The following is a 26,797-nucleotide window of genomic DNA, read 5'->3' on the forward strand; positions in this document are numbered from 1 at the left end:
TATATGTAGCCGTTAAGACTGTCAGAAGCCAGTGATCATGATATCACCCAGCCTGTGTTTAATGACGTTCATCTCGTTGATAAATAATGTGTTCCAATTTTTTGAACCATCTTTAAACAACTTAGCAACTTGCTGACGTAAGGGCAGCTCAGGCATTTCCGTTTCAGAAATCTCAATAGCGTTGCTGAGCATTTTGTTATTTTCAAGCATCAGTCCCAGTTCCCATGGGCTGGCGAAATGAACGGGATTGGTCGCTTTGTCGCTATACCAGATGCTAATGCTGCCTGTGGGTGAGGAGGCCAGAGCCTGCATGCCCTGAAGCACAATTTTTAGATAACGGCGGGTAGCTTTTAATACCACCGACTGATTCATTTTTTCCTCTAAATTTTTCAATCGCAGGGAATCATTGGCGAGTGGAAGCTGCCTGAACAAAATGTCGTGTGCCTTTGAAACATAAGTTTCCTGCGAGGATATGGCTTCAATCAATGCGGCCAGCGTTAAAGATGTATCGATAACGTCAGGTTCAGTAGAAACATATTTGTCGAGCGCCGCGTCAAGTTTTTCATTTACTTCCAACTGGTAGATAAAGTCTCTTGTAGCGGCATGACTGCTGAGATATTTGGTGTTGGCCAACTGTTCGTTGTGCCCTTCAATAGGCAGTACCAGCAGACGGGATTTACATGGAGTATTACGATGTAAGTAACTGAATTCTCCGTTGGTACCAGCCCCTGCGGTGGTAATGCCATCAGCATCGGCCAGGTAGGCCAGATGCAGTGCGTTATAGTTTCCAACTGCTTTTGCACCGCAGAATAAAAATATGCGCCGGGAATAATGCTCATCGTTCTGACTGATTTTAGACAGAACATGCTGGGCAATGAGATTGCTTTTCTTATGCGCGTAAACATAAACAATGTTGCGTAGAGCCATGTTTGCCATGCATCTGCTCCCTGCTATCACTCCCGCAAAGAGAGCACCGCTCCCTAAGGCACTCGCGACCGCATTCAAGGGGAGAGCGTGAGCCTGCAGCAATTGAATAATTTTCGTATGTGCTTCTCTTATTCCGCTGGCGGAGGTGATCCGCAGCATGTCGGCGGTAGATTTGACCGAACTTAGCGTATTTTTTTCGCCAAGGGATATATGAGAAATATTTTCGAAAGTACCGCCCAATACCTTTGCTAACAACGCATATTTTGGCAGTAAGTTCATTGCCGAATTTTGGGGATCCAGCAGAATGGCGTGATTTTGCTGATCCAGACGGTGTATAGCCGGCACGCCAGCTTTGGCGGCTGATTTTTGCAGGGAATAATCCATATCAGTAAGTACATAGATACGTTTTTGAAACGCTTTTATGTCGAGATATTTTTTCAGATGGCTAAAAAGATCGGCGCTTTCAATAACGGGAAGTTTATTGATGTCGAGGATATTGCTAAGAAACGTTTCCGGGGATAGGGTTCGCGTACGATGAGATATATCAGGTAGTAAGGCGGGACGATTGTTGCGATATCGTAAAGGGTTACTGGCCAATCTTTCAAGTATTTTTGCATCGTCTGACCCTCCAGTTTTATCATCCAGATAACCGTAGACGGGCTTAGTTGACTCTGTCAGTAAGACGTGAATTCCTCGGCTTGCCAGCTTATTTGCAAGCGTCTGGAGTTCTCCCCGGCGCTGGACATTCTCCCAGGCGGGAGGTGCATGAAATATTACTATGGAGTCTTTAGGTAGCGTGTCTTGCTGAAGGGCATGATCGATTATTTGTAATAGTCGACCGGTATGCCCTCCACCCGTAGGCGAATAGCCGACGATTAGGAGCTTTGTTGTTTTTTCCAGATTAAATTGAGTTAATAGACGAGAAAGTGAGGATGCAGCAAGTGGCATAATTATCGTACCTCATCGATATTTCATTGTGGGCGCATTCCAGCCGGTGTACCGGTCGGAATTAGTCATCATTAACGATTCACTGAGCGGGCGATTCGGCTGTAGGTATGCCTGACTCCTCTGATAGCTATCCCGTAGGCGAAAATATTTTCTGGCAGCGCGATCCCCATATAACCGGTATCGCCAATATGATGCAGGTCGGCACCGGCCATTTTGCTCATCAAGGCTATCTGGCGAACGGTATCCCGATCGGCACCTTCCTGAGAGGTACCAATAGCCGTCATTGCCATCATGCCGGCCGAGTGTGCGCAGCGAATTAGTGAGCTGGCTGCCTCAATACTCATGCCCGGTACAGTACCCGGGGCTGGGATCAGCGCAATATCAACGCCCTGGCGGGCAAATTCATGGAGATCGCTTTCATTTATAATGGCTGCACCGCTTTCCTGGACCACGCCCGCACCGTGCATTTTTCCACTGATAATGACGGCCTCGTCGCCAATGGCACTGCGGATTTTTCCTGCCGACTGAGCCAGAGCCATATTGCTGACGCCATTGTTTGGGTTACCAGTAAGAACTAAAATTTTTGCCCCCATCTGTACCAATTTGCGGGCATTCTCAGGTGTCGCCGCACGGCCTGGCTTCATTTTCCATAACTCATCATGTTCCGTGGCAAACCGTGGATCGACGGCTTCGAGATTGACGCCAATTACGCGGCCGGTTAGCTGTTGGAGCACATGTAAGGTCTGTGCCGGATCAATATCACCCGGCATACCCTGTATCAAAGGTTGTTGGCAGTCGAACATATTGATCAGCAGAATATCGGCACCCTGAGAGGCTGCAAGTTCAGCATTCGTGATGTTCGCGAGCAGAGGTTGAGTGATGGCGATGGTTTCACTGACCATGACCCGACCCTCGCTAGCGCGGATAGCGTGAAGTAGCTGCGGTTTGGTGAGCGCAGCCAGCTCAGAAGCGCTGCAGTCGAGTAAACGTTTCGATGTCATCATAGATTTCCTCATTGGCGCAGTAGTTAACGAAATCCTCCTGCGTTCTGCAGGGTATTTGTGTGGGAAAAAACGGTATTTCACCGTAATAAACGTTCCTGCATAAAAATCATTTGCAAATTCAAATGTTCACTATGTACCGGTTGTGTACCACTTGTGTACCATAATGGTAATGAGGGGAATTTTCATACTTATTTTGTCTTTTTTGTGATCTTGTACGGCTCTTTAGATCGCCAGAACAATCAAAAATCACGTCGTTGATATTTGTGTTGTTAATAAGTGGTATAGTTGAATCGCTACCTGGCAAACTGGACGTAAAGAGAATGAAGTTGTTGCAACCTGCTGATTTAAAAATCGATGGTTCAAATGCCATGCCGCTGTATCTGCAATTGGCGAATGAGATCCAGCGCGTGATTGATGAAGGTCAGCTTCGCCCTGGAGATGCATTGCCTTCAGAGCGCACGCTGATGGAGGCGTTAGGTATTTCTCGGGGTACCACCAGAAAAGCTATTGAGCAGCTTATCGAGGATCGAAGCCTTGTCCGAAATCCTGGCTCCGGGACCTATGTTGCTCCTCACGTTCGCCAGTCATTAGTCCAGCTGGAGAGCTTCAGTGAAATAGCCTTTGCCAGCGGGGGGGAGGCACAAAGCGAATTGGTGGGCTATGTTCGTCGAGCTGCGACTGAAAAAGAACAACAATTTTTACAGCTCGCAGAAAGTCATAAAGATATTGTCGAGCTGACGCGCCTGCGTAAAATTAGTGGCACCGTCGTTTCGGTGCAGAGGGCGATATTACCCGCGCCGTTGCTGAATAAAATCAACGAATTGAATGAATCGCTCTATCGCTATCTTGAGGAAAAAGGCGTCCCGGTGTTATCAGCCACCCAAAAATTTAGCGCAGTTGCCGCAGATAAGCACTTGGCCTATTACCTGAATATCTCGGAACGCGATCCTATATTATTGGTCACCCGTATCGGGTATAGCCATAATACTATTCCCGTGGAATATACGCAGACATGGTGTCTGAACGAATATTACGATTTCAAAATTGAACTCAAAACGACAGGTAAATAATCCATCAGGAAAATAAAATGCTACCCATTAGCGCCAGCATAATGTTATTTATTTTAAATTACCTGATGAATAAATATTATTTATCCAGAAGGGGATTTTATTATTCAGATTATGTTTTTGTATTCAGAATAACTAGCGTCGAGCATGTGGCTTGCCGATTAGATGAGTGGCGGCTCGCAGATGTGAGCAGGGATAAACCTGAGAGTGTGTTGCAACCTCTCAGGTTAGAAGAATAGCTAATATAGATCAGGCTAATAACCGGGTACGAAAGGCCATCATTTATAATGAATACAGGAGTTATCAGCCTGGGAACCACTGAGTGCTGATCTTCTGGTAAGTCCCGTCCGCTTTAATTGCCGCCAGCGCGTCGTTCAGCTTCTTCAGCAGGGCCTGATTATCCGGGCGAACCGCAATCCCTAAACCGGTGCCAAAGTACTGTGAGTCGGTCACATGCTTGCCCACGGTGCCCAGCTGCGGATTGGTCTTCAGCCATTCGTTCACCACGGCGGTATCACCAAACACGCCATCAATACGGCCATTTTTCAGGTCAATAATCGCGTTCTGGTAACTGTCGTAGGAGACGGTTTTGATCTCAGGATGTTTATCCTGCAGGTATTTCTGGTGCGTGGTGCCGTTTTCCATCCCGATACGTTTGCCTTTGAGATCGTCCAGCGAAGCAAACTGGCCTTTTTTCGCAATCACCACCGCCGAGTTGGCGTAGTAAGGGTTGGTAAAGGCGACCTGTTTGGCCCGCTCAGGTGTGATATCCATCCCGGAAATCACCGCGTCGTATTTACGAAACTTCAGGGAAGGGATCAGGCTGTCAAATGCGTGGTTGGTGAAGGTACATTCTGCCTGCATTTGTTTGCATAATGCTTTGGCCAGATCGATATCGAAACCGACGATCTGATTGCTGGCGTCCAGAGATTCAAAAGGAGGATAGGTTGCCGAAGAGCCGAAGTTGATTTTCTCCGCTGCGGCCGCGCTGAATGCGGTTGTAGCGAACATGGCGGCTAACAGTAACTTTTTCATGCGTGTTGCTCCTGTCTGTCAATATTGTTTTAAGTCGCCGTTTCCCGGCGTCAAACCACCATGCCAAATAGTGAATTTATATGCAATAAAAATGTATATTTATAATTAAATGAGCGTAAAAAAAGCGGGTTGCCCCGCTTTGTCTGTTAGCTTGTCTAGCTGCGGTGTTCAAAGGCCAGTGCCCGGCGTTCAATCAGGCGCATCAGCAAGGTAAGCAGCCCGTTGACGATGAGGTAGACCAGACCGGCTGCGCCGAAAACCGCCACATCATAGGTGCGGCCATACAGAAGCTGCCCGTAGCCCATCACTTCCATCAGCGTAATGGTGTAGGCCAGCGAGGTGCTCTTGAACACCAGCACGACTTCGTTCGAGTAAGAAGAGAGTGCGCGCTTGAAGGCGTACGGCAACAGGATGGCCAGCGTATCTTTCTTGCTCATCCCTAAGGCGCTGCAGGACTGCCACTGACCTTCCGGTATAGCGCGAATTGCCCCGTAAAACAGCTGCGTGGTGTATGCGGCGCTGTTCAGAGAGAGCGCAATCAACGCGCACAGCCACGGTTCGGAAAGCAGATGCCACAGCACCGGATAATGCTGAAGCGACGGGAACTGCCCTGGACCGTAGTAAATCAGGAAGATCTGCACCAGCAGCGGCGTGCCGGTAAACAGCGTGATGTAGGCGCGCACAATATGCACCAGCCCCGGCGTTTTCAGCGTCAGAACAATGGTGAACAGCAGCGACAGCACGAGCGCAACGGCAATGGAAGCGGCGGTGAGCGTCAGGCTGGTGTGCAGACCCTTCATCAGCTCCGGTAAATACTCGAGCATCAGCCAGGTCTCCGTTCAAAGCGCGTGGCGCGCAGGTCAATGCGCTTCAGGATGTACTGACTCAGCAGGGTGATGACCAGATAAATCGCCGCCGCAATCACATACCAGGTAAACGGCTCCTGGGTGCGCGTGGCGATACTTTTGGTTTGCAGCATCAGGTCATTCACGCTGATAAGCGACACCAGCGCGGTGTCTTTCAGCAGCACCAGCCACTGGTTACCGAGGCCCGGCAGCGCGTGACGCCACATCTGCGGCATGACCAGCCGGAAGAAAATCGCAGTTTTGGATAAACCCAGCGCCTGGCCCGATTCCCACTGCCCAACCGGCACCGCTTTCAGCGCGCCGCGCAGCGTCTGTGACGCGTAGGCGGAATAGAGCAGGGAGAGGGCAATCACGCCGCAGAGAAACGGGCTGACGTCAAAGTTCTCAATCTCCATTTTGACCGGGATCGCGGTAAAACCGAGGTTGAGGGTGAAGCCGTCAGAGAGTATCAGCAGCAGCTGGGAGGAGCCGAAGTAGATAAACAGCACCACCAGGATTTCAGGCAGGCCGCGGAAAAGCGTGACTACCCCGGAGCCTATCCATGCCACCGGGCGCCATTTGGCGGATTCCCAGACGGCAAAAATCATCGCCAGCACGAGGCCGACGATGAGGGCACAAACGGCAAGGCCGACGGTCATCCCGGCGGCGCTTGCTAATGGAAACAATTCGTTCATCGAGTCGATTACTTCTGGAACCATTTGTCGTAGATGGCTTTGTAGGTGCCATCTTGTTTCACTTTATCCAGCGCGGCGTTGAATTTGCTCTGCAGGTCAGTGTTGCCCTGGCGCAGGGCGATGCCGAGGCCGGTGCCGAAGTAATCTTTGTCGGTCACTTTGTCACCCACGGCAACCAGTTCCGGGCTGGCTTTCAGCCACTCGGTCACCACGGCGGTGTCGCCGAAGACCGCGTCGATACGACCGTTCTGCAGATCCAGCTTAGCGTTCTGGTAGCTGTCGTAAGGCACGGTGGTGATTTCCGGGTGTTTGTCGGTGATGTATTTCTGGTGGGTGGTGCCGTTCTGGATGCCCACTTTTTTGCCTTTCAGCGCGGCAATATCAGCGTACTTGCCCTTCACGCCAACGAACAGCGCGGAGTTGTCATAGTAAGGTTTAGTGAACAGTACCTGTTTTTCACGCTCAGGGGTGATGTCCATCCCCGCCATTACCGCGTCAATACGGCGGAATTTCAGGCTTGGGATCAGGCTGTCGAAGGCCTGGTTGGTGAAGGTACAGGTGGCATCGATCTGCTTGCACAGGGCGTTAGCGAGATCAACGTCAAAACCGACGATCTTGTTGTTGGCGTCGATAGACTCAAACGGAGGGTAAGAGGCTTCGGTAGCAAAACGGATAGTCTGTGCGGCGGTAGCAGAAAGGCTCAGAGTGGCTAAAAGAGTGGCCAGCAAAACTTTTTTCATTGTCGTTTTCCCGTTCAACATCAGTGAGAGAGATAGAATTTAAACGCATCGGTTTGCGGGTTAGCAAAGCAGCTGGCATCACCTTGTTCGATGATGTGGCCGTTTTCCATATACACCACGCGGCTGGCGGTTTTACGCGCCACTTCTACTTCATGGGTCACGATGACCTGAGTAATGTTGGTTTCCGCCAGTTCGCGGATAATGCTGACGATCTGCGCGGTGATTTCCGGATCAAGAGCGGCGGTAGGCTCATCAAACAGCAGAATCTGCGGCTCCATCATCAGGGCGCGGGCAATGGCAACACGCTGCTGCTGGCCACCGGAAAGGTGCAGCGGATAGCGGTCCATGTAGGGCTTCAGGCGCAGGCGTTCAAGCAGTTTATCGGCGCGTTCACGCGCCCGATCTTTGCTTAATCCGAGCACGCGGCACGGCGCCTCAATCAGGTTTTGCAGCACGGTTAAATGCGGCCACAGATTGTATTGCTGGAAGACCATACCGACGTTCTGGCGCAGATCGCGAATCGCTTTGTCGCTGGGGGCTTTGGCGAAGTCGAAAGTCGTGCCCGCAATGCTCAGCTTACCGGAACGCGGCATCTCAAGCAGGTTAAGGACGCGCAGCAGAGAGCTCTTGCCGGCGCCGCTCGGGCCCAGCAATACCAGCGTCTCGCCCTGCGGGCAATGTAGTGTGATATCGAACAGCGCCTGATGGGCACCGTAAAAGCAATTAATGCTGTCTAGTTGAATACTCATGCGCTGAAGTTGAATAGCAATTGAGGCCGCAAAGGGTACCTTTAACAGAATAGTTATGCAATCTTTGTGCGTTAAAACTTATAAGCAACCACTTACCTTGCCTAAAATTAGCACAAAATAGCGAGGCGGGTGGTGGCTAAGTATAAAAAACCGAGATCCCTGAATATACCAGACTATTTACAGGGGTTACGTTTCTTCCACCCGCATAGCGTAAGCATAAATTGCCGCTATTTGCCTTCAACTGCCTGACGCAGCGTGCCGGTTGGCGCATGGCTCGCCGCGCCGAGGTAACGCACATCGTCCACTGCCCAGCATTGGCCTTCACGGACCATCAACACTTCATCTTTCCAGGTCTGGCTGCCGCGGGTCAGCTCGACGCGCAGAGGAATATTTCGCGCATCGGTGTTGGGGATAGTTGACGCCGAAGCCACGCTGGCTTTGTCAGGGCCTTCAGACTGGCTGGAGAAGATATCGCTGCGGGTAAACGCGCTTTGCGCCGCCGGAGAGGTGCTGGATTTTTGCAGAAGCTGGAACAGGGAATCGCTCAGATAGGGGCGCAACGCGGCAACGGAACTCAGGCCTTCGCCCTTGTGCGCGATACGGTAATCATAGAACTGCTGAGCGACATCATCCGGGCCGCCGCTGATGCAGGGGCCGCTGCGGGTGCCGATGTCTTTGAAGGCCGGAGTGACGGTGGTACAGGCCGACAACACCAGCGCACAGGGGAGAAGAGCCAAAGCTGAGCTGCGCATTTTTATTTCCTTATTTTCTCAGGAGGACTACCTTAGCATAGCGTATTGGCTCAAAATCGCGTGGCGATTGCCGGGCTAACATGTTGATGGCAAAGAGAGGAGAACGTGATGCAGTTTACAACGACGCCAGGCCTGGAAGGCCACACCATTACTGAATACTGCGGCGTAGTGACCGGGGAAGCTATCCTGGGTGCCAATATTTTCCGCGATTTTTTCGCCGGGGTTCGCGATATCGTCGGCGGCCGCTCCGGGGCTTATGAAAAAGAGTTACGCAAAGCGCGGGACATCGCGTTTCGTGAAATTCAGGCACAGGCCGAAAGCCTGGGCGCTAACGCCGTGGTCGGGATTGATATCGACTATGAAACCGTCGGCAAGGACGGCAGTATGCTGATGGTTTGCGTCAGCGGGACGGCGGTGAAAACGCGCAAATGAAAACCAGGATCTTAGCGCTTGCCCTGGCGCTGTTACTGGCGGGCTGCGCCGGGCAAAAAGGGATTGTCGATCGAGGCAGCTATAAAGTGGACACCCTGCATCAGGCTCAGGCCGCTTATCCGCGGGTGAAAATTCTGGTGATCCATTACACGGCGGATGATTTTTCAAGTTCGCTTTCCACGTTGACCGATCGTAACGTCAGCGCCCACTATCTTGTTCCCGCCGAGCCGCCGCTGTCCGGCGGGAAACCCGTTGTCTGGCAGTTGGTGCCGGAAGAGCAGCTGGCCTGGCATGCCGGGGTCAGTTTCTGGCGAGGGGCTACGCGGATTAACGACACGTCCGTAGGTATTGAGCTGGAAAACCAGGGCTATACCCGGGTTGGCGGTGTTCAGCGCTTTTACCCCTTCAGCCAGCCGCAGATTGCGGTGCTTGAGGATTTAGCGAAGCAGATTATTGCGCGCTATAACATCGCGCCGCAGAACGTGGTCGCTCATGGGGATATCGCGCCGCAGCGCAAGGTTGATCCTGGCCCGCTGTTCCCCTGGAAGCAATTTGCGGAAAAAGGGATTGGCGCATGGCCGGACGCCGCTAGAGTGGCGTTTTATCTTAACGGCCGCGGCCCGCTGCAGCCCGTGGATAAATCCGAGCTGCTGGATGTGCTTTCCCGGTATGGCTACGAAGTGCTGCCGGGCATGACCGAGGCGCAGCAGAAAAGAGTGATTACCGCCTTCCAGATGCACTTCCGCCCGGCCAACTACAGCGGCGAGGCGGATGCGGAAAGCCTGGCGATCGCCGAGGCATTACTGGAGAAATACGGCCAGGGTTAGCCCCGGTGCAGCGTGCCGTGATCTTTCAACCACAGCGCGGTACGGCGAATGCCTTCATCAAGGGTGACGATAGGCTGATAGCCCAGCTCCGTTTCCGCACGCGTGGTGTCCAGCGTTAAATCGAAGTTCAGCTTGGAGACGCCGTAGTGCGTGAGCACCGGCTCTTTGGCAGACTTATTGCCAAAGTGCTCCAGGCTGCGGGCGATGATATCCAGCATCGGGTACGGCACCGAGCGAATGCGGCATTTAATGCCCAGCTCGTCGATCAGCTTCTGCACGATGGTCCGCAGCGGGCGGGCTTCCATGTTGGTGATGTTGTAGGCGCGGCCAGAAGGTAAATTCTGTTTCTGTGTCGCCAGCCACATCGCGTGTACCGCGTTTTCCAGATAGGTCATATCCACCAGCGCATCGCCGCCGCGCGGCAGCAGCACGCTGCCGTAGTGGCGCATCATCTGCACAAGGCGCGGGAAAAACACTTTGTCGTGCGGCCCAAACAGGCTTTGCGGGCGCAGAATGGTAAAACGGGTGTTCGGGTTGGCCTGCGCCAGCAGCTGAATCACCTCTTCGCTGGCGGCTTTGCTGCGGGCAAATTCGTTGGCGAAGCGCACCGGGCGAAAATCTTCGCTGATGTTGCGGTGGTGGTGGTAGTCGAAGTAGAGCGACGGCGACGAGATATGAATAAAGTCACGCACGCCCCAGGCCACGGCCCATTCGCCCAGACGGCGTGTGGCGCGGACGTTGGCGAGGTCGAAGGCTTGCTGGGTTCCCCACGGCGAGGTGAAGCTGGAGCAGTGCCAGAGCGTGTCGACGTCCGCAAGCATCACTTTCGCCTGGGAAGAGACCAGCTCCGTCAGGTCGGCATGGACAAATTCAGCGCCCATTTTCTGCAGCAGTTTGCCCATCGCTTCGTTGCGCCCGGTGGCCCGAACGCTGATGCCTCTGGCGCGTAAATACTCGACCGCGTTTCGGCCTAAACCGCTGGTGGCGCCCGTGACCAGTACCTTCATGTGACCAACTCGTTATGTTTTGGATTAACGCTGCGCATTTTTCCGTGAAACGGCAGCGCATGCAATGGGAATACTGAAAGATTAGGAGCTAACTTCTCTTTTTGATCGAGTTTTGTTCCGCTAAATGAACAATTCGCCGCGCCATTCCCCTAAAGATAAATAAATGGGCGGGGATCATCGCCAGCCAGTAGATCAAACCGGCGCAGCCGTGAGGATGCCACCAGGCTCTGACGTCCAGCCGACGCTGCTTGCCATCATCCTGCAAGGTGAACGACAGCCGCCCCAGGCCTGGGGCCTTCATACCAAACAGCAGCGTTAGCTCTTTTTCTGGTTCAGCGATAATCACTTTCCAGCTATCGACGGTGTCGCCCACTTCCAGCGTGGCTTTATCAGGCCGCCCTTTAGCAAGCCGATGCCCGACCAGCAAATCCATCAGCGCCCGGGTTTTCCACAGCGCATTGCCAAAAAAGTAGCCTTCTTTACCGCCTAGCTGGTTGATCACCTGCCAGAGCGAAGAGAGTGAGGCCTGGGTGGCCAGCGTGCAGCCCGCCTGTTTAGCAAAAAAACCGTAGTCAGGTCGCCAGCGGGCAAACGCCTGGGCGTCGTAGCCCCAGTCCTGGGAGTTGGCGAGCCGGTGTTCGTTGGCCAGCGTCAGGCGCACGGCGTCGTCAAAGCTGATGAGCTGCTGCGGGATGCGTTCGCGCAGGCTACGGTCATCCGCCAGCAAATCGTGTTCCAGACCCTGAATCAGCGCCTTAGCAATACCGGGCGGCACCGAGGTAATGACATTCAGAAACCACACGGAAATCCAGCTGGTGGGGAGTGGCACGGGGAGCAGCGGGCGGCGGCGGCCGCTGATAGCCATAAAGCGCTCGAACTGCTGCTGATAGCTCAGAACTTCCGGTCCGGCGGCTTCAAACAGGCGATGTTCTGTGGCCGGATGGTCCAGCAGTGCGACGAGGTAGTGCAGCAGATTATCCAAAGCAATGGGTGAAGTACGGGAGCGAACCCAGCGCGGCGGCGTCAGCACCGGCAGGTTGTACACCAGATCCCGCATGACTTCGAAGGCCGCCGAGCCAGCGCCAACAATAATCCCCGCGCGCAGTTCGGTGACCGGCACGCCGGAATCTCGCAGGATATCCGCGGTGATTTGCCGGGCTTTCAGGTGCTTTGAATGCGTTTGCCCGCTTTTGGCCTGCAAAGAGCTAAGGAAAATGACCTGCTTGACTGGATGTTCGGTCAGCGCGTCGCGCATGTTCAGCGCCGCCTGGCGTTCGAACTCCATAAAATTATCGCCGTCGCCCATGCTGTGGATCAGATAGTAGACGGTATCCGCCCCTTCGAGCAGGGCACCCAGGCGGTGCGGCCAGTGCAAATCTACGTGCCGGCATTCTACGCCTGGCCAGGGCTGTTTTTTCAGCCAGTCAATGCGGCGGGCTGCGGCGGTGACGTGATGTCCCGCCGCCACGAGTAACGGCACCAGATGCTGGCCAATGTAGCCGCTGGCGCCGAGGACCACTATCCTTTGAGGTTCTGCCATCGTCCCTGAGTCCCGTTAGTTTTGCAGGAAGCTGCGCCAGTGGGCGACGACTTCAGCCAGCTGGCTGCGGGTGACGTCCAGATGGGTGACCAGCCGAGTTGCCGGACCTGCGCTGAGGATGATGCCGCGCTCACGCATGTAGGGCCCTAAATCTTCTGCTTCTTCCGCCGTCATGCGCACAAAGACCATGTTGGTGTCCTGACGCATCACATCGACGCCGATTTCGCGCAGCTCGCCTGCCAGCCAGTGGGCGTTGTCGTGGTCTTCTTTCAGCCGCCCGACGTTATTTTTCAGCGCATACAGGCCTGCCGCCGCCAGAATACCGGCCTGACGCATACCGCCACCGGTCATCTTGCGCCAGCGTACAGCGCGCTTGATGTACTCTTTACTGCCCACCAGCAGGGAGCCCACCGGCGTGCCAAGACCTTTCGACAGGCAAATGGTGAAGCTGTCGCAGTAGCGAGTAATTTCTTCCAACTGGCAGCCGTAGGACACCACGGCGTTAAAAATACGTGCGCCATCTACGTGCAGCGCCAGATTGTGCTTGCGGGTGAATTCCCAGGCCTGCTGGAGATATTCGCGCGGCAGCACTTTGCCGTTATGGGTGTTTTCAAGGCTCAGCAATTTAGTGCGGGCGAAGTGAATGTCGTCCGGTTTAATTTTTGCCGCCACTTTATCCAGCGGCAGCGTGCCGTCACGATCCGCTTCAATGGGCTGAGGCTGAATGCTGCCCAGCACCGCTGCGCCGCCAGCTTCGTAGAGGTAGTTATGTGCGGCCTGGCCAACGATGTACTCTTCGCCGCGCTCGCAGTGGCTGAGCAAAGCTACGAGGTTGGCCTGCGTGCCGGTAGGTAAAAACAGGGCAGCTTCTTTCCCGCTGATTTTTGCCGCGTATGCCTGAAGCTCGTTAACAGTGAGATCATCGCCGTAAACATCATCCCCGGTCGGGGCGGCCATCATTTGCTCCAGCATGGCGCGGGAAGGGCGGGTAACGGTATCGCTGCGTAAATCGATCATGACGGGTCCTTTATCGAGAGGCTGCGCCCGGACGGTTATCCGGGCGCCTGAGGCAACCTTCTTTTTTACCGGAACCAGTTGGTTTTCGCCAGCTCGATCACTTCATCTCCTCGCCCGCTGATGATGGCGCGCAGCATATACAGGCTGAACCCCTTAGCCTGCTCCAGCTTGATCTGCGGCGGGATAGCCAGCTCGTCTTTGGCGACGACAACATCGACCAGCACCGGGCCATCAGTGCTGAAGGCCCGTTCCAGTGCAGCGTTCAGCTCCTCAGATTTTTCAACGCGGATGCCGGTAATGCCGCAGGCCTCGGCGATACGGGCAAAGTTGGTGTCGTGCAGTTCGGTACCGTCGGTGAGGTAGCCCCCGGCTTTCATCTCCATCGCCACGAAACCGAGCACGCTGTTGTTGAACACCACGATTTTAATCGGCAACTTCATTTGTGCTACGGACAGGAAGTCGCCCATCAGCATGCTGAAGCCGCCGTCACCGCACATCGCCACCACCTGGCGATCGGGCGCGGTGGCCTTGGCGCCCAGCGCCTGCGGCATAGCGTTAGCCATTGACCCGTGGTTAAACGAGCCCAGCAGGCGGCGTTTGCCGTTCATTTTCAGGTAGCGCGCGGCCCAGACGGTGGGCGTGCCCACGTCGCAGGTGAAAATGGCATCATCGGCGGCGTAATGGCTTATTTGCTGCGCCAGATATTGCGGGTGAATTTGCTTGCCTTCCGAGGGTTTGGCCAGTTCATCCAGCCCTTCACGCGCTTTGCGATAATCCTCCAGCGCTTTGTCGAGGAAGCTGCGATTGGTTTTCTCCTCCAGCATCGGCAGCAGGGCGGACAGCGTGGCTTTGATATCGCCCACCAGCGCCATGTCGACCTTGCTGTGCGCGCCTATGCTGCCGGGGTTGATATCAATCTGGATAATTTTTGCGTCCGTCGGGTAGAACGCGCGGTAGGGGAACTGGGTGCCGAGCAGGATCAGCGTGTCGGCGTTCATCATCGTGTGGAAGCCGGATGAGAAGCCTATTAATCCGGTCATGCCAACGTCGTAAGGGTTGTCGTACTCAACGTGTTCTTTGCCACGCAGGGCGTGAACAATGGGCGCTTTCAGGGTTGCCGCCAGCTGCACCAGCTCAGTATGTGCCCCAGCGCAGCCGCTGCCGCACATCAGGGCGATATTGTCGTTGTAGCGCAGGAGTTGGGCGAGTTTTTTAAGCTCATCATGAGGGGGAACCACAATGGGCTGCGGCGCAGGATACCAGTGCGTCGTGGCATGCTCTGGCGCGGGTTTGAGCGCTACGTCGCCGGGCAGTACCACCACGGAAACGCCCCGATTCAGAATGGCTTTGCGCATGGCAATCGCCAATACCTGCGGGATCTGCTCCGGGTTAGAAACCAGTTCGCAATAGTGGCTGCATTCGCGGAAAAGCTCTTCGGGATGTGTTTCCTGGAAGTAGCCGCTGCCAATTTCGCTGGAGGGAATATGGGCTGCAATGGCGAGCACGGGCACGTGATTGCGGTGGCAATCGTACAGGCCGTTAATCAGGTGCAGGTTACCTGGCCCGCATGAACCGGCGCAGACAGCAAGCTCGCCGGTGAGATGCGCTTCGGCCCCGGCGGCGAAAGCGGCCACTTCTTCATGCCGAGTTGGCATCCATTTAATCGTGCCCATCCGGTTGAGGCTGTCGCTGAGGCCGTTCAGCGAATCGCCGGTGACGCCCCAGATACGTTTCACGCCCGCGCTCTCAAGGGTTTTGGCCAGCCAGGCCGCTACGGATTGTTTCATCGGTTTTCCTTGTCCAGTGTGATAGCGCTTACAAGCTTAGTTCAATTCTGCGTAACGGCAGGGAATGGCCTCCCTAAAATTGGGGCTATTTGTTAGCAAATATTAAGCGTAAATTATTCTCGTTATCATTTTAAAAGGGTGGCAATTCATATGGTTACTAAATTGTTAAATGCAGTGAATGGCGCGCTAAATAAAGACGATCTGGGGAAACTTTTACTGCGTCTGGCGGTAGGCGGCCTGATGCTGTTTCACGGCCTGCACAAGCTGTTTGGCGGCGTGGGCGGGATTAAGGGAATGCTGGCGGCGCATGGCATCCCGGAATTTGTTGCCTATGGCGTGCTGCTGGGTGAGGTGCTTGCCCCGCTGCTGATTATTTTAGGGATCCTCACTCGCCTGTCCGCGCTTGGGCTGGCGTGCACGATGATTGTGGCCTGGCTGCTGGTGGGCGTGGGGGAAACCTTCATGCTGGATAAAACCGGGGCCTGGGGCGTTGAAAGCCTGATGTACTTTTTCCTCGGCGCGCTGGCGATAGTCTTTTGCGGCGCAGGGCGCTACGCGTTTGGCAGGTCGGCCTGGCGGTAGAAAAAGAAAAGGCACCGTGAAGGTGCCTGTTTAGATCAGGCGAGCACCAGGTCGCTCTGTGGATGGCAGGAGCAGGCCAGCACGTAGCCGCTGGCAATTTCTTCTTCCGTCAGTGTCATGGTGCTGGAGACTGTATAGTCGCCAGAAACCACTTTTGTTTTACAGCAGCCGCAAACTCCGGCGCGGCAGGCGGCATTCACCGGCACGCTGTTGCTCTCCAGCGCGGCAAGCAGCGTGCTGCCCACCGGTGAGTAGAACTCACGCATCGGCTGGAGCGTGGTGAACTTCAGGCCGCCCGCTGAGGGTGCAGCGGCTGGCGTGAAGAACACTTCCCGATAAAACGCCGTGACTCCCAGCGCTTTCACTTCTTTCTCAACCATGTCCATATAAGGCGCAGGCCCGCAGGTCATAACCGTCCGGCTGGCGATATCCGGCACCGCGGCCAGGATCTCGCGAGTCAGTCGCCCGGCAATAAAGCCGTGAGTGGCGTTGTTTTCTGCCACCAGCGTGACCGGGTAATGCCGCCATTCGTCAGCAAAAATCACGTCCTGCGGGGAGCGCACGTTGTAGATGACCTGCACGTCCGCTTGCGGGCGGTGTTTTGCCAGCCAGCGGCGCATGGCCATAATCGGCGTGACGCCGCAGCCCGCCGCCAGCAGCAGATAGCGCTCCGACACGATGTTTTCACAGCTGAACTCGCCCTGGGCTTCAGACAGCCACAGGTAGTCGCCGGCTTTCACTTCTCCGGTCAGCCACTCTGAGCCAGCGCCGCCGTCGATGCGGCGGACCGTCAGCGTGATGAACTCGCTCAGGCCCGGCGTGGAAGAGATCGTATAGGCCCGCAGCGTCTCGCTGCCGTTGCGAATGCTCACCAGCGCATATTGCCCGGCTTTGTAGGGATAGAAGTCGTGGTTGATCAGCGACAGCGTCCAGACATCCGGCGTTTCCTGGTGAATATGGTGTACCTGCATACGGTGCGGGCACAGAGGCGTTGGCATGGTCATGGCTGCTCCTTACGCGCTCATTAACTGTTGGATGTCTTGCTCAACGGTGGTGATGGCGCGCAGGCCAAATTTCTCGTTCAGCACTGCCAGCAGGTTTGGCGTCAGGAAGCCCGGTGCGGTTGGTCCGGTGACAATGTTAGTCACGCCGAGCGACAGCAGCGTGAGCAGAATTACAATCGCCTTTTGCTCAAACCAGGAGAGCACGAGGCTCAGCGGCAGGTCGTTCACGCCGCAGCCCAGTTTCTCGGCGAGGGTGACCGCCAGAATGATCGCTGAATATGCGTCGTTGCACTGGCCGGCATCTACCAAGCGCGGCAGCCCTTCGATGTTGCCGAAATCCAGCTTGTTGAAGCGGTATTTACCGCAGGCCAGGGTCAGGATTAGGCAGTCCTGCGGCACGCTGGTGGCGAAGTCGGTGAAGTAGTTACGTTCTCCGCGTGCGCCGTCGCAGCCGCCGACCAGGAATATGTGGCGAAGTTTTTCGCGGCTAACCAGATCGATGAGCGTGTCTGCCGCACCCAGTAACGTCTGGCGTCCAAAGCCGACGGTGATCAGGTGTTCGATTTCGCTGTACGGGAAACCGGCCATTTGCAGGGCCTGGGTAATCACCGGGCTAAAATTGTCGCCTTCGAGGTGGCTGACGCCCGGCCAGCCGACGATGCTGCGGGTCCAAATTCGGTCATCGTACGAACCTACAGTCGGGTCGATGATGCAGTTGGAAGTCATGACAATAGGGCCTGGGAAGCGGGCGAATTCCGTTTGCTGGTTCTGCCAGCCGCTGCCGTAGTTGCCGACCAGGTGTTTGAATTTCCGCAGTTCTGGATAGCCGTGCGCCGGGAGCATTTCACCGTGGGTGTAGACGTTCACGCCGGTGCCTTCGGTTTGCTCGAGCAAGTTATAGAGATCTTTCAGGTCATGGCCGGAAATCAGGATGCACTTCCCGGCGACCGGGCGTACGTTAACCTGGGTTGGGGTTGGATGGCCGTATTTGCCGGTTTCCCCCTGATCCAGAATGCTCATCACTTTGAAGTTCATCTGGCCGATTTCCATGGAACAGTCCAGCAGCGCGCCCATATCCGCAGGCCAGGTGCCGAGCCACGCCATGATGTTGTGGTACTGGGCGTAGATATCGTTGTCGTACTGGCCCAGCACATGTGCGTGTTCCATATAAGCGGCGGCGCCTTTCATGCCGTACAGGCACAGCAGGCGCAGGCCGAGAATATATTCGCCAATGTCGGCTTTGTCACGATTTGGCGTGAATTCAGCGGCCTGGCGCTGAAGTTCACCGAGGTCACTGCTGACCAACTGAAGCTCTGCCATCGGGTGAGTGACGATGGCCGCAGGATCGACAGCCAGCGTACGGATTTTCAGATCTTCGCGCATGGCAATGGCATCTCGGGCATAGCCAACGATGCGGCCGGAGTCGAAGTTCACGTTGGTCAGCGTTGAGAAGAAGGCGCGGGGAGCAAAGTTATCAATCTCGTGGTCGATAATACCGCGTTCGCGTGCGGCAACGGCCCAGGCGGACAGCCCCTGCAATGTCGCGATCAGCAGATCCTGTAGGTCGGAAGTCTGGGCTGTTTTACCGCAGACGCCCTGGGCATAGGTGCAGCCGTCGCCGGCCGGGGTACGAATGGTCTGTTCACACTGCACACAAAACATGATGTCACCTTAAAGTTATATTTTAAATACATGTTTAAGGTTAGGCTCCGGCTCAACAGGTTAAAAGGACTTTTTGGTGCAACTTAAAGGGAGATTGATATAGCTCAACTTTGGCGGCAGCAGGCTACCGCCAGCGAGGTATCAGGCGGCGAAGAAGGCGATGAGCAGCGGGGTCAGCAGGCTAAGAATAAATCCGTGCACAATGGCGGCAGGCACGATTTCCACACCGCCGCTGCGCTGCAGCACCGGCAGGGTAAAGTCCATCGAGGTGGCGCCACAAAGGCCCAGAGCCGTTGAGCGGCTGCGGCGCACCAAAGCCGGGATAAGCATAATAGCCAGTAATTCCCGCACCAGATCGTTAAAGAAGGTTGCGCTGCCAATCACCGGCCCGTAGGACTCAGTCATCAGGATCCCGGACAGCGAATACCAGCCGAACCCAGAGGCCATAGCCAGACCTGTTTTTATCGGCAGGCCAAGCAGTAGGGCGTTGATCGCCCCGGCGACCATTGAGCTGAAAACGACCACAATGGCGACAATAATGCCGCGACGGTTGAGAACGATTTGCCGGAAGGTCATGCCGCTGTTGCGAAGCTGGATCCCGACCAGCAGCAGCAGGAAAATAAGCGTATATTCGCTGGCCTCTGTGGCGTATTTAAGCACCTCAAATCCGGTCAGCCCCAGCAGGAAGCCCAAAGCCACTACCCCGCAAAGCTGTAAGGACTCCAGGGCCATCGCCAGGCGCGAGGGGAGTTTTTCCTGTTTGTGCTGATGCCGCCACGGGAGAGCACGTTCCAGCAGCAAGAGGCCGGCGATGTTACACAGCAGGATCACCCCGACGCTTATCACCGAGTAATGCAGGATAGTCAGCAGGTTGCTGGCGAGATTATCGAGGAACGCCAGGCTAATGCCCATCAGGAAGAGGATCACGTAAACAATCCAGCCCAGCAGGCGGTGAATCAGCCTGAGCAGGTGGATTTGTTTCAGCGGAATCAGGTAACCGACGAGCAACGGCACCAGGATAATAAGTAATCCTGACAGCATGGGAGGGACAGTCCTTGTAGTTAAAATGTTACGACGGATGTCACACTACCGAAAGAAAGGAATTGAGTCGAGTAGGGGCGAAGAAAAAGGTTTATGCGGGGAAAAGAAAACGGCAGGCTTACCCGAGTAAGCCTGCCTCGGGGCCTAGCTGCGTTTTTCCAGCAGGGTGCGGTAAATAATACCGCCCAGGATCCCGCCAATAATAGGCATCACCCAGAAAAGCCACAGTTGATCCAGCGCCCAGCCGCCCTGGAAAATAGCCACTGCGGTACTGCGCGCAGGGTTTACTGAGGTGTTGGTAACCGGAATACTAATTAAGTGAATTAAGGTTAATGCCAGGCCAATGGCTATTGGCGCAAAACCCGGTGCAGCAAATTTGTCCGTTGCACCGTGAATAACAATCAAGAATCCACAGGTTAATACGATTTCAATCACAATGGCGGACAGCATGGAATATCCACCCGGAGAATGTTCGCCGTAGCCGTTAGAAGCAAAACCGCTGGCTGCGGCATCAAAGCCTGCTTTACCGCTGGCGATTAAATAAAGGATAGCGGCAGCGACAATCCCGCCAATCACCTGGGCAATAATATAGCCAATCACTTCTTTAGCCGGGAAGCGGCCACCGGCCCAGAGGCCAAGTGTGACGGCCGGGTTAAAGTGACCACCGGAAATATGGCCGACGGCAAAAGCCATGGTCAGCACGGTTAAACCAAATGCCAGCGCGACGCCGACAAAGCCAATGCCCAATTCCGGGAATGCTGCCGCTAATACTGCGCTACCACAGCCACCAAATACCAGCCAGAACGTCCCGAAGAACTCGGCTGCTAATTTTCTAAACATAACCACCTCTGATAAAAGCCAGAAACAATGCAAGGTTCACGCGCTAAATCACATGACCCTGACTGTCGCTAATTCACCGTCATCAAGTGAATGACGAAAGTAATATTAAATGCGCGTTAATATTAGGTATTTCGCCATTTCGCCACCAGTACAATAAATTCTAGTTTTTTGATTTAGGGCAATGAGGTGTTATTCCTTTTTTGAGGAGAGGTAGCAGAAGTATAGGTTATCTTTGAATGAAGTAAGAATATTCCGGATAATAAAAAAATACGCCTCAGCACGAATTGATTATGGTAAAGGCGGCGTGCGTTTATCGCGTAACGCTTTGACATTGTGTGGTTACATTGCCTTCCGGGTTGCCGCTATACTCGAAAAGGACGCTGGATGAAAGCGGATGCACAGGAGGCGGTATGTTTCTCGAGCGAGTTGAGATGGTTGGTTTTCGCGGTATTAACCGTTTGTCGTTAATGCTTGAGCAAAACAACGTGCTGATTGGCGAAAATGCCTGGGGTAAATCCAGCCTGTTAGATGCGCTGACTTTGCTACTTTCCCCGCACCGGGAGCTGTACCATTTTGTTCGCGAAGATTTCTATTTTCCCCCCGGCGAGCTGCATGGCCGTGAAAGTCACCTGCAAATCATCCTGACCTTCCGCGAGGCGGCGCCTGGCCACCATTTAGGGCGGCGGTATCGTAACCTTTCCCCGGTTTGGGTGGCGGGGAACGACGGCTTCCATCGTATTTATTACCGTCTGGAAGGAGAGCTTGGGGATGAAGGGACGGTTTTAACGCTGAGAAGCTTTCTCAATGCCCACGGCCAGCCGCTGGCGCTGGACGAAATTGACGACATGGCGATGAATATCACGCGGCTGAACCCGGTGCTGCGCCTCAGAGATGCCCGATTCATGCGGCGGCTGCGCAACGGAAGCATGCCCGAAATGCCGGAAACGGAGCTGACCGCGCGCCAGCTGGATTTCCTGGCGCGAGAGCTGGTATCAAGGCCGCAAAACCTCACCGATGCGCAGCTGCGGCAAGGGCTGTCGGCCATGGTACAGCTGCTTGAACACTATTTCTCTGAGCAGGGCGCGATAGCCCACCAGCGCCTGATGCGGCGGCGTTCTCATGATGAGCAGCGCAGCTGGCGCTATCTGGATGTGATCAACCGGATGATCGACAAGCCAGGCAGCCGTTCGCACCGCATGATCCTGCTGGGCATGTTTTCCACGTTGCTACAGGCGAAGGGCAGCATTGCGCTCGACAGGGACGCTCGCCCGCTGCTGCTGGTGGAAGATCCTGAAACCCGGCTGCATCCGATTATGCTGTCTGTCGCCTGGCACCTGCTGAATCTGCTGCCGCTACAAAAAATTACCACGACCAATTCCGGAGAGCTGCTCTCTCTGACGCCGGTAGAACAGGTTTGCCGGCTGGTGCGTGAATCCTCCCGAGTGGCCGCGTGGCGGCTTGGACCGGGCGGTATGAACGCGGAAGAGAGCCGGAGAATTGCTTTCCACATTCGTTTTAATCGCGCGTCGTCACTCTTTGCCCGCTGTTGGTTGCTGGTGGAAGGCGAGACCGAAGTGTGGGTGATGAACGAACTGGCGCGCCAGTGTGGGCACCATTTTGATGCCGAAGGCGTGAAGGTCATCGAGTTTGCACAATCTGGCCTGCGCCCGCTGATTAAGTTCGCTCGCCGGATGGGCATTGAATGGCATGTGCTGGTGGACGGGGATGATGCCGGTAAAAAATATGCGGCAACCGTACGCGGCTTGCTGGACAATGACCGGGATCAGGAGCGCGATCATCTTACAGCGCTGCCTGCGCTGGATATGGAACACTTTATGTATCGGCAGGGATTTTCGGATGTGTTTCATCGCGTGGCTCAGTTGCCCGAAAATGTGCCGATGAATTTGCGCAGGATTATTACGAAAGCTATTCATCGTTCGTCAAAGCCAGATTTAGCTATCGAAGTGGCTCTGGAGGCGGGGCGTCGCGGCGTGGATGCGGTTCCGCCGCTGTTTCGTAAAATGTTTTCTCGGGTGCTTTGGCTGGCGCGTGGCCGGGCGGATTAGCGCCCGGCTGGAAATGCAGATCTAGAAATGACCGTTGATGCTGTTCATCATGCCGTCGAGCAATTCATAACGGCGGCGATATTCTGCACGTTTTTTGCTGGCAATGTCTTCCAGCGGTTTGCGTTCCACGCTGGATGGCAGGGCAAACAGGCCGTCGGCGCGAGGTTTACCGCTCATAGACTGCCAGAAACTGTCATAGTCCGCATGTAGACTGTCTTTCTTCTTCTTCTCGTAGCGCCATGAACGGTAAATATGCGTACCGTTGCCGACGGCCAGAATGCGCTCTGCGTCGAGAAGCTTCGCTAGTTCACAGGCAACCTCAAGCAGCATGCGTTTCGGGAACAGCCCGTGGCAAGCCTTTGTGGCAGCCTGAATGGCTTCATGAGGCACCCAAGTTTTGGCTCCCTGCAGGCAGCCAATAAAGAAGGTGTTCTTGCCTTCAAACTGGTTGAGAGTAAAGGTCATACGCGCCAGGGGAACGCCCTCTTCATTACAGAAGTTCAGGAAGGCTTCGCCTTCTTTACCTTCAATATCGTGAGAGGTGAGATCGATAAACATCAGCTCGTTGTTTTTACCCACCAGCGTGGCCAGGCGGTAACCTTCTGCAGAGAAATGCCCATTAAGCATTTTTTTCGGCATTTTCTCGGCAATTTTCTGGTAGTGATAAGCGATAGTATCCCGCGTATGCTTGCGTTTTAGCGGCAGCGCAAGGTAAGGGCGATGCAGGCGGCAAGGCAGACCTGGCTGAGCGTTTAGCATGCTGGCAAGATGAGGCTGGCTTGCGAGGTTGTTCATCAGGCTGGCGGTGTGTAAAGGCATCGCCAGTGAACGTAAAATAAACTTGCGGCGGTAAGCCTTCTTGCCCCAGGATGCTCCCGGCTGCCATTCCCCTGTCGCGAGGGAAAGGAAGAGTTTCCAGCCTGTTTGAGGCAGGGTTTCGGTAACATGCGCGGCAGCGATCTGGGACATAATAACAACCTGATATTCGGGAAAGATGGCACTATTTCAGCACGCCGGATGTCAACCGACGTTCAATAACTGTTACATATCTTCACATTGTGCAGTTTGTTTAAGAACTGTTTAATCATGCGTTAGCTATTTCAGGATTTATATGAAAATTAAGGGAAAATTTAAAAAGCGTTATTGGCTTTACGCGCTGGTGGTGGTGATATTTTTCCTCTGGCTTTGGCAGTTCTTGCATGTGCCAGCCCCACAATATCAAACGATGATCGTGCGTAAGGCTTCACTTCAGCAAAGCGTTCTGGCCACCGGAAAGCTCGATGCCGTGCGTAAAGTTGACGTCGGGGCGCAGGTGAGTGGGCAGTTAAAAACGCTGTCGGTTAGCATCGGCGATAAAGTAAAAAAAGATCAGCTTTTGGGGGTTATCGATCCCGAACAGGCAGAAAACCAGGTCAAAGAAGTTGAAGCCACGCTGATGGAGCTGCGTGCCCAGCGCATGCAGTCCGAAGCTGAAAGTAAGCTTGCCGCAGTAACACTTTCCCGCCAGCAGACGCTGGCAAAAACTCAGGCGGTGTCCCGCCAGGATCTTGATAAAGCGGCAACCGATTTGGCGGTAAAACAGGCTCAGATTGGCACCATTGATGCTCAAATTAAGCGTAATCAGGCTTCTTTGAGCACCGCGAAAACTAACCTCGAGTTCACCCGTATCGTCGCGCCAATGGCGGGGGAAGTGACGCAGATAACGACGCTGCAGGGGCAAACCGTGATTGCGGCGCAACAGGCGCCAAATATTCTGACGCTGGCTGATTTAAGCACGATGCTGGTGAAAGCGCAGGTCTCCGAAGCCGATGTTATTCATCTCAAACAGGGCCTGAAAGCCTGGTTTACGGTACTTGGCGACCCGATGACGCGCTATGAAGGCGTGCTGAAAGATATCCTGCCGACGCCAGACAAAGTCAATGAGGCCATTTTCTATAATGCGCGTTTTGAGGTGCCGAATCCGAAGGGCATTCTGCGCCTGGATATGACCGCTCAGGTGCATATTCAACTCGGCAGCGTAAAAGATGTACTGACGATTCCGCTGGCCGCGCTGGGCGAACCGATCGGTGATAATCGCTATAACATCACGGTGTTGCGCAACGGGGAAACCAAAACCCGTGAAATAACTATCGGGATGCGAAACGACACCCAGGTTCAGGTCGTTAATGGGCTGGAAGAAGGCGAAGAGGTGGTGACTGGTCGCGCCAATGCCGGGAGTAGCAAATGACGGCGCTGCTTGAATTAAAGGACATTCGCCGCAGCTATCCTTCTGGTGAAGAGCAGGTTGAGGTCCTGAAGGGCATCAGCCTGACGATTGAAGCCGGGGAAATGGTGGCGATTGTCGGTGCGTCCGGTTCCGGTAAATCGACGCTAATGAACATCCTCGGTTGCCTGGATAAACCCAGCAGCGGCAGTTATAAGGTCGCGGGCGTGGATGTGTCGGGGCTGGATAACGATGCGCTGGCGACGCTGCGTCGCGAGCATTTCGGTTTTATCTTCCAGCGTTATCACCTGCTTTCTCATCTGAATGCTTCGCAAAATGTTGAAGTCCCAGCGGTGTACGCCGGGACAACGAGAGCCCAGCGTCAGCAGCGGGCGCATGAGTTGCTTGGGCGTTTGGGGCTAAAGGAGCGGGTGGAATATCTGCCGTCACAACTTTCGGGCGGGCAGCAGCAGCGCGTCAGTATCGCCCGTGCGTTAATGAACGGCGGGCAGGTGATTCTGGCGGATGAACCCACGGGTGCGCTGGACAGCCATTCCGGCGAAGAAGTGATGGCCACGCTGAAGCAACTGCGCGAGCGCGGGCATACGGTGATTATTGTGACTCACGATCCGGCCGTGGCGGCGCAGGCTCAGCGTATTATTGAAATTCGCGACGGAGAAATTATCAGTAATCCTCCGCCGGTTCATCAGCCTGCGGCGCGCATGGTTGAAAATCAAACGCTGCGAAGCGGTTCGTCGATACAGCAAGTCATCAGCAGTTTCCGCGAGGCGCTCGGCATGGCCTGGCTGGCGATGGCCGCGAACAAGATGCGCACGCTGCTGACCATGCTTGGCATTATTATTGGCATTGCCTCGGTGGTCTCCATTGTCGTGGTGGGCGATGCCGCCAAGCAGATGGTGCTGGAGGATATTCGCTCCATCGGCACCAATACGATCGATGTCTACCCCGGTAAAGATTTTGGTGATGACAATCCGCAGTTCCAGCAGGCATTAAAATATGATGATTTGCTGGCTATCGGCCAGCAGCCCTGGGTAAGTTCGGCCACGCCTTCTATTTCCAGCAATTTACGCCTTCGCTACGGCAACGTGGATGCGGCGGCCAGCGTCAATGGCGTCAGCGGCGACTATTTTGATGTTTACGGTATGACTATGAGCCAGGGCGCAAGCTTTAACGACGAGCAGATGAAGGGCCGTGCGCAAGTTGTGGTGCTGGACGCCAATAGCAAAAGGCAGCTTTTCCCGAACAAAAGTGATGTTGTCGGGGAAGTTGTGCTGGTGGGGAATATGCCGGCCACGGTGATTGGCGTGGCGGAAGAGAAACAGTCGATGTTCGGCAGCAGCAAAGTGCTGCGCGTCTGGCTGCCTTATAACACGATGGCCGGGCGCGTGATGGGGCAAAGCTGGCTCAACTCAATAACCGTACGTGTTAAAGAAGGGTACGACAGCCACGAAGCCGAGCAGCAGCTTAATCGCCTGCTGTCGCTGCGTCATGGCAAGAAAGACTTTTTCACCTATAACATGGACGGGCTGTTGAAAACGGCGGAAAAGACCACACGTACTCTTCAGATGTTCCTGACGCTGGTAGCGGTTATTTCGCTGTTGGTTGGGGGGATTGGGGTCATGAATATTATGCTGGTGTCGGTCACTGAACGTACCAAAGAGATCGGTATCCGTATGGCGGTGGGCGCCCGAGCCAGCGATGTACTGCAGCAGTTTTTAATTGAGGCGGTGCTGGTTTGCCTGGTCGGTGGCGCGCTGGGGATATCGCTGTCGCTGGTTATCGCGTTCACGCTGCAGCTGGTGCTGCCGGGCTGGCAGATAGGTTTCTCGCCGGTGGCGCTGCTGACCGCGTTTGGCTGCTCCACGGCCACGGGGGTGCTCTTTGGCTGGTTGCCGGCCAGAAACGCGGCGCGCCTGAACCCCATCGATGCACTAGCTCGTGAGTAATCCCGGCGGTTGGTCATAAAAATGCCAGCCTTATGGGCTGGCATTTTATCTGCGGGATGT

The 26,797-nt window shown here is 54.7% G+C and carries 24 protein-coding genes; 7 read left to right on the forward strand and 17 right to left on the reverse strand.

Translation table 11 applies throughout. The features are described from left to right. Nucleotides 1-21 precede the first annotated feature (21 nt). Together AAIE02_RS02950 and AAIE02_RS02955 are read right to left on the reverse strand one after the other, a co-directional pair. Nucleotides 22-1,875 carry a glycosyltransferase family protein gene (locus AAIE02_RS02950; protein ID WP_498531942.1) on the reverse strand — a complete coding sequence of 618 codons (1,854 nt, stop codon included), beginning with the start codon at nucleotides 1,873-1,875 and terminating at the stop codon, nucleotides 22-24. A 71-nt stretch (nucleotides 1,876-1,946) separates the two neighbouring features. After that, nucleotides 1,947-2,876, reverse strand: coding sequence for a DUF7916 family protein (locus AAIE02_RS02955; RefSeq protein WP_498532649.1), 930 nt, complete (start codon nucleotides 2,874-2,876; stop codon nucleotides 1,947-1,949). A 323-nt stretch (nucleotides 2,877-3,199) separates the two neighbouring features. Here AAIE02_RS02955 and AAIE02_RS02960 point away from each other — a divergent pair, with 323 nt between their 5' ends. Beyond that, the gene (locus tag AAIE02_RS02960) at nucleotides 3,200-3,949 is read left to right on the forward strand and encodes a GntR family transcriptional regulator (protein ID WP_498531943.1); all 750 of its coding nucleotides are present in this window, start codon (nucleotides 3,200-3,202) and stop codon (nucleotides 3,947-3,949) included. Nucleotides 3,950-4,249: 300 nt separating this feature from the next. On the opposite strand, the gene artJ (AAIE02_RS02965) is transcribed toward AAIE02_RS02960, so the two are convergent. The 6 genes from artJ (AAIE02_RS02965) to AAIE02_RS02990 all read right to left on the reverse strand — a co-directional run bounded on the left by artJ (AAIE02_RS02965) (nucleotide 4,250) and on the right by AAIE02_RS02990 (nucleotide 8,762). Then, the gene (gene artJ / locus AAIE02_RS02965) at nucleotides 4,250-4,981 is read right to left on the reverse strand and encodes an arginine ABC transporter substrate-binding protein ArtJ (protein ID WP_008461072.1); all 732 of its coding nucleotides are present in this window, start codon (nucleotides 4,979-4,981) and stop codon (nucleotides 4,250-4,252) included. A gap of 155 nt (nucleotides 4,982-5,136) precedes the next feature. Further along, nucleotides 5,137-5,805: an arginine ABC transporter permease ArtM gene (gene artM / locus AAIE02_RS02970; RefSeq protein ID WP_008461074.1), complete on the reverse strand. Its 669-nt coding sequence runs from the start codon at nucleotides 5,803-5,805 to the stop codon at nucleotides 5,137-5,139. Then, a complete protein-coding gene (gene artQ / locus AAIE02_RS02975; protein ID WP_008461075.1) occupies nucleotides 5,805-6,521 on the reverse strand; it encodes an arginine ABC transporter permease ArtQ in 717 nt (238 codons plus the stop codon). The genes artM and artQ overlap by 1 nt, the downstream gene beginning before the upstream one ends. Before the next feature lie 8 nt (nucleotides 6,522-6,529). Beyond that, complete coding sequence (gene artJ, locus AAIE02_RS02980) at nucleotides 6,530-7,261, reverse strand: arginine ABC transporter substrate-binding protein (protein WP_008461077.1); 732 nt, start codon at nucleotides 7,259-7,261, stop codon at nucleotides 6,530-6,532. Nucleotides 7,262-7,281: 20 nt separating this feature from the next. Next, nucleotides 7,282-8,010 (reverse strand): arginine ABC transporter ATP-binding protein ArtP, encoded by a 729-nt coding sequence (gene artP / locus AAIE02_RS02985; RefSeq protein WP_008461079.1) that lies wholly within the window; start codon nucleotides 8,008-8,010, stop codon nucleotides 7,282-7,284. A 227-nt stretch (nucleotides 8,011-8,237) separates the two neighbouring features. Then, nucleotides 8,238-8,762, reverse strand: coding sequence for a lipoprotein (locus tag AAIE02_RS02990; protein WP_498531944.1), 525 nt, complete (start codon nucleotides 8,760-8,762; stop codon nucleotides 8,238-8,240). Nucleotides 8,763-8,870: 108 nt separating this feature from the next. Between AAIE02_RS02990 and AAIE02_RS02995 the strand changes: the two genes are divergently transcribed. Both AAIE02_RS02995 and AAIE02_RS03000 read left to right on the forward strand, forming a co-directional pair. After that, complete coding sequence (locus AAIE02_RS02995) at nucleotides 8,871-9,194, forward strand: heavy metal-binding domain-containing protein (RefSeq protein ID WP_166995462.1); 324 nt, start codon at nucleotides 8,871-8,873, stop codon at nucleotides 9,192-9,194. Beyond that, nucleotides 9,191-10,021, forward strand: a complete 831-nt coding sequence (locus AAIE02_RS03000) for an N-acetylmuramoyl-L-alanine amidase (protein ID WP_008461084.1) — start codon at nucleotides 9,191-9,193, stop codon at nucleotides 10,019-10,021. The genes AAIE02_RS02995 and AAIE02_RS03000 overlap by 4 nt, the downstream gene beginning before the upstream one ends. Here the strand turns inward: AAIE02_RS03000 and AAIE02_RS03005 are convergent. The 4 genes from AAIE02_RS03005 to poxB form a co-directional block, all read right to left on the reverse strand. Continuing rightward, nucleotides 10,018-11,028 (reverse strand): 3-beta-hydroxysteroid dehydrogenase, encoded by a 1,011-nt coding sequence (locus tag AAIE02_RS03005; RefSeq protein WP_008461085.1) that lies wholly within the window; start codon nucleotides 11,026-11,028, stop codon nucleotides 10,018-10,020. The two genes, AAIE02_RS03000 and AAIE02_RS03005, sit on opposite strands and share 4 nt — an antisense overlap. Before the next feature lie 88 nt (nucleotides 11,029-11,116). Further along, nucleotides 11,117-12,568, reverse strand: coding sequence for an SDR family oxidoreductase (locus AAIE02_RS03010; RefSeq protein WP_498531945.1), 1,452 nt, complete (start codon nucleotides 12,566-12,568; stop codon nucleotides 11,117-11,119). 15 nt (nucleotides 12,569-12,583) lie between these two features. Continuing rightward, complete coding sequence (ltaE, locus tag AAIE02_RS03015) at nucleotides 12,584-13,585, reverse strand: low-specificity L-threonine aldolase (protein ID WP_498531946.1); 1,002 nt, start codon at nucleotides 13,583-13,585, stop codon at nucleotides 12,584-12,586. A gap of 65 nt (nucleotides 13,586-13,650) precedes the next feature. Beyond that, nucleotides 13,651-15,372, reverse strand: coding sequence for a ubiquinone-dependent pyruvate dehydrogenase (gene poxB, locus AAIE02_RS03020; protein WP_498531947.1), 1,722 nt, complete (start codon nucleotides 15,370-15,372; stop codon nucleotides 13,651-13,653). Nucleotides 15,373-15,522: 150 nt separating this feature from the next. Between poxB and AAIE02_RS03025 the strand changes: the two genes are divergently transcribed. Continuing rightward, the gene (locus AAIE02_RS03025) at nucleotides 15,523-15,954 is read left to right on the forward strand and encodes a DoxX family protein (protein ID WP_498531948.1); all 432 of its coding nucleotides are present in this window, start codon (nucleotides 15,523-15,525) and stop codon (nucleotides 15,952-15,954) included. 35 nt (nucleotides 15,955-15,989) lie between these two features. Here the strand turns inward: AAIE02_RS03025 and hcr are convergent, their stop codons facing one another. The 4 genes from hcr to aqpZ form a co-directional block, all read right to left on the reverse strand. Next, the gene (gene hcr / locus AAIE02_RS03030) at nucleotides 15,990-16,958 is read right to left on the reverse strand and encodes an NADH oxidoreductase (RefSeq protein ID WP_498531949.1); all 969 of its coding nucleotides are present in this window, start codon (nucleotides 16,956-16,958) and stop codon (nucleotides 15,990-15,992) included. A gap of 9 nt (nucleotides 16,959-16,967) precedes the next feature. Further along, nucleotides 16,968-18,620, reverse strand: coding sequence for a hydroxylamine reductase (gene hcp, locus AAIE02_RS03035; RefSeq protein ID WP_498531950.1), 1,653 nt, complete (start codon nucleotides 18,618-18,620; stop codon nucleotides 16,968-16,970). A 141-nt stretch (nucleotides 18,621-18,761) separates the two neighbouring features. Next, nucleotides 18,762-19,661 (reverse strand): LysO family transporter, encoded by a 900-nt coding sequence (locus AAIE02_RS03040; protein ID WP_166995472.1) that lies wholly within the window; start codon nucleotides 19,659-19,661, stop codon nucleotides 18,762-18,764. Between the two features lie 144 nt (nucleotides 19,662-19,805). Next, entirely contained in the window at nucleotides 19,806-20,501 is a 696-nt protein-coding gene (gene aqpZ, locus AAIE02_RS03045; RefSeq protein ID WP_039291469.1) for an aquaporin Z, read from the reverse strand. 410 nt (nucleotides 20,502-20,911) lie between these two features. On the opposite strand from aqpZ, the gene AAIE02_RS03050 reads away from it, so the two are divergent. Beyond that, a complete protein-coding gene (locus AAIE02_RS03050) occupies nucleotides 20,912-22,567 on the forward strand; it encodes an ATP-dependent endonuclease (RefSeq protein ID WP_008461098.1) in 1,656 nt (551 codons plus the stop codon). Nucleotides 22,568-22,588: 21 nt separating this feature from the next. Here the strand turns inward: AAIE02_RS03050 and AAIE02_RS03055 are convergent, their stop codons facing one another. Continuing rightward, entirely contained in the window at nucleotides 22,589-23,536 is a 948-nt protein-coding gene (locus tag AAIE02_RS03055) for a VirK/YbjX family protein (protein WP_498531951.1), read from the reverse strand. 142 nt (nucleotides 23,537-23,678) lie between these two features. Here AAIE02_RS03055 and macA point away from each other — a divergent pair, with 142 nt between their 5' ends. Together macA and macB are read left to right on the forward strand one after the other, a co-directional pair. After that, nucleotides 23,679-24,794 carry a macrolide transporter subunit MacA gene (gene macA, locus AAIE02_RS03060; protein ID WP_498531952.1) on the forward strand — a complete coding sequence of 372 codons (1,116 nt, stop codon included), beginning with the start codon at nucleotides 23,679-23,681 and terminating at the stop codon, nucleotides 24,792-24,794. Continuing rightward, entirely contained in the window at nucleotides 24,791-26,737 is a 1,947-nt protein-coding gene (gene macB, locus AAIE02_RS03065) for a macrolide ABC transporter ATP-binding protein/permease MacB (protein WP_166875463.1), read from the forward strand. The genes macA and macB overlap by 4 nt, the downstream gene beginning before the upstream one ends. The last annotated feature ends 60 nt before the right edge of the window (nucleotides 26,738-26,797 follow it).

The organism is Cedecea sp. Ae19-4, from assembly GCF_059801165.1.

Coding starts and splice junctions, on each gene's coding strand:
- AAIE02_RS02950 (WP_498531942.1), bottom strand. CDS start 1,875: ATGCCACTTGCTGCATCCTCACTTTCTCGTCTATTAACTCAATTTAAT.
- AAIE02_RS02955 (WP_498532649.1), bottom strand. CDS start 2,876: ATGACATCGAAACGTTTACTCGACTGCAGCGCTTCTGAGCTGGCTGCG.
- AAIE02_RS02960 (WP_498531943.1), top strand. CDS start 3,200: ATGAAGTTGTTGCAACCTGCTGATTTAAAAATCGATGGTTCAAATGCC.
- artJ (WP_008461072.1), bottom strand. CDS start 4,981: ATGAAAAAGTTACTGTTAGCCGCCATGTTCGCTACAACCGCATTCAGC.
- artM (WP_008461074.1), bottom strand. CDS start 5,805: ATGCTCGAGTATTTACCGGAGCTGATGAAGGGTCTGCACACCAGCCTG.
- artQ (WP_008461075.1), bottom strand. CDS start 6,521: ATGAACGAATTGTTTCCATTAGCAAGCGCCGCCGGGATGACCGTCGGC.
- artJ (WP_008461077.1), bottom strand. CDS start 7,261: ATGAAAAAAGTTTTGCTGGCCACTCTTTTAGCCACTCTGAGCCTTTCT.
- artP (WP_008461079.1), bottom strand. CDS start 8,010: ATGAGTATTCAACTAGACAGCATTAATTGCTTTTACGGTGCCCATCAG.
- AAIE02_RS02990 (WP_498531944.1), bottom strand. CDS start 8,762: ATGCGCAGCTCAGCTTTGGCTCTTCTCCCCTGTGCGCTGGTGTTGTCG.
- AAIE02_RS02995 (WP_166995462.1), top strand. CDS start 8,871: ATGCAGTTTACAACGACGCCAGGCCTGGAAGGCCACACCATTACTGAA.
- AAIE02_RS03000 (WP_008461084.1), top strand. CDS start 9,191: ATGAAAACCAGGATCTTAGCGCTTGCCCTGGCGCTGTTACTGGCGGGC.
- AAIE02_RS03005 (WP_008461085.1), bottom strand. CDS start 11,028: ATGAAGGTACTGGTCACGGGCGCCACCAGCGGTTTAGGCCGAAACGCG.
- AAIE02_RS03010 (WP_498531945.1), bottom strand. CDS start 12,568: ATGGCAGAACCTCAAAGGATAGTGGTCCTCGGCGCCAGCGGCTACATT.
- ltaE (WP_498531946.1), bottom strand. CDS start 13,585: ATGATCGATTTACGCAGCGATACCGTTACCCGCCCTTCCCGCGCCATG.
- poxB (WP_498531947.1), bottom strand. CDS start 15,372: ATGAAACAATCCGTAGCGGCCTGGCTGGCCAAAACCCTTGAGAGCGCG.
- AAIE02_RS03025 (WP_498531948.1), top strand. CDS start 15,523: ATGGTTACTAAATTGTTAAATGCAGTGAATGGCGCGCTAAATAAAGAC.
- hcr (WP_498531949.1), bottom strand. CDS start 16,958: ATGACCATGCCAACGCCTCTGTGCCCGCACCGTATGCAGGTACACCAT.
- hcp (WP_498531950.1), bottom strand. CDS start 18,620: ATGTTTTGTGTGCAGTGTGAACAGACCATTCGTACCCCGGCCGGCGAC.
- AAIE02_RS03040 (WP_166995472.1), bottom strand. CDS start 19,661: ATGCTGTCAGGATTACTTATTATCCTGGTGCCGTTGCTCGTCGGTTAC.
- aqpZ (WP_039291469.1), bottom strand. CDS start 20,501: ATGTTTAGAAAATTAGCAGCCGAGTTCTTCGGGACGTTCTGGCTGGTA.
- AAIE02_RS03050 (WP_008461098.1), top strand. CDS start 20,912: ATGTTTCTCGAGCGAGTTGAGATGGTTGGTTTTCGCGGTATTAACCGT.
- AAIE02_RS03055 (WP_498531951.1), bottom strand. CDS start 23,536: ATGTCCCAGATCGCTGCCGCGCATGTTACCGAAACCCTGCCTCAAACA.
- macA (WP_498531952.1), top strand. CDS start 23,679: ATGAAAATTAAGGGAAAATTTAAAAAGCGTTATTGGCTTTACGCGCTG.
- macB (WP_166875463.1), top strand. CDS start 24,791: ATGACGGCGCTGCTTGAATTAAAGGACATTCGCCGCAGCTATCCTTCT.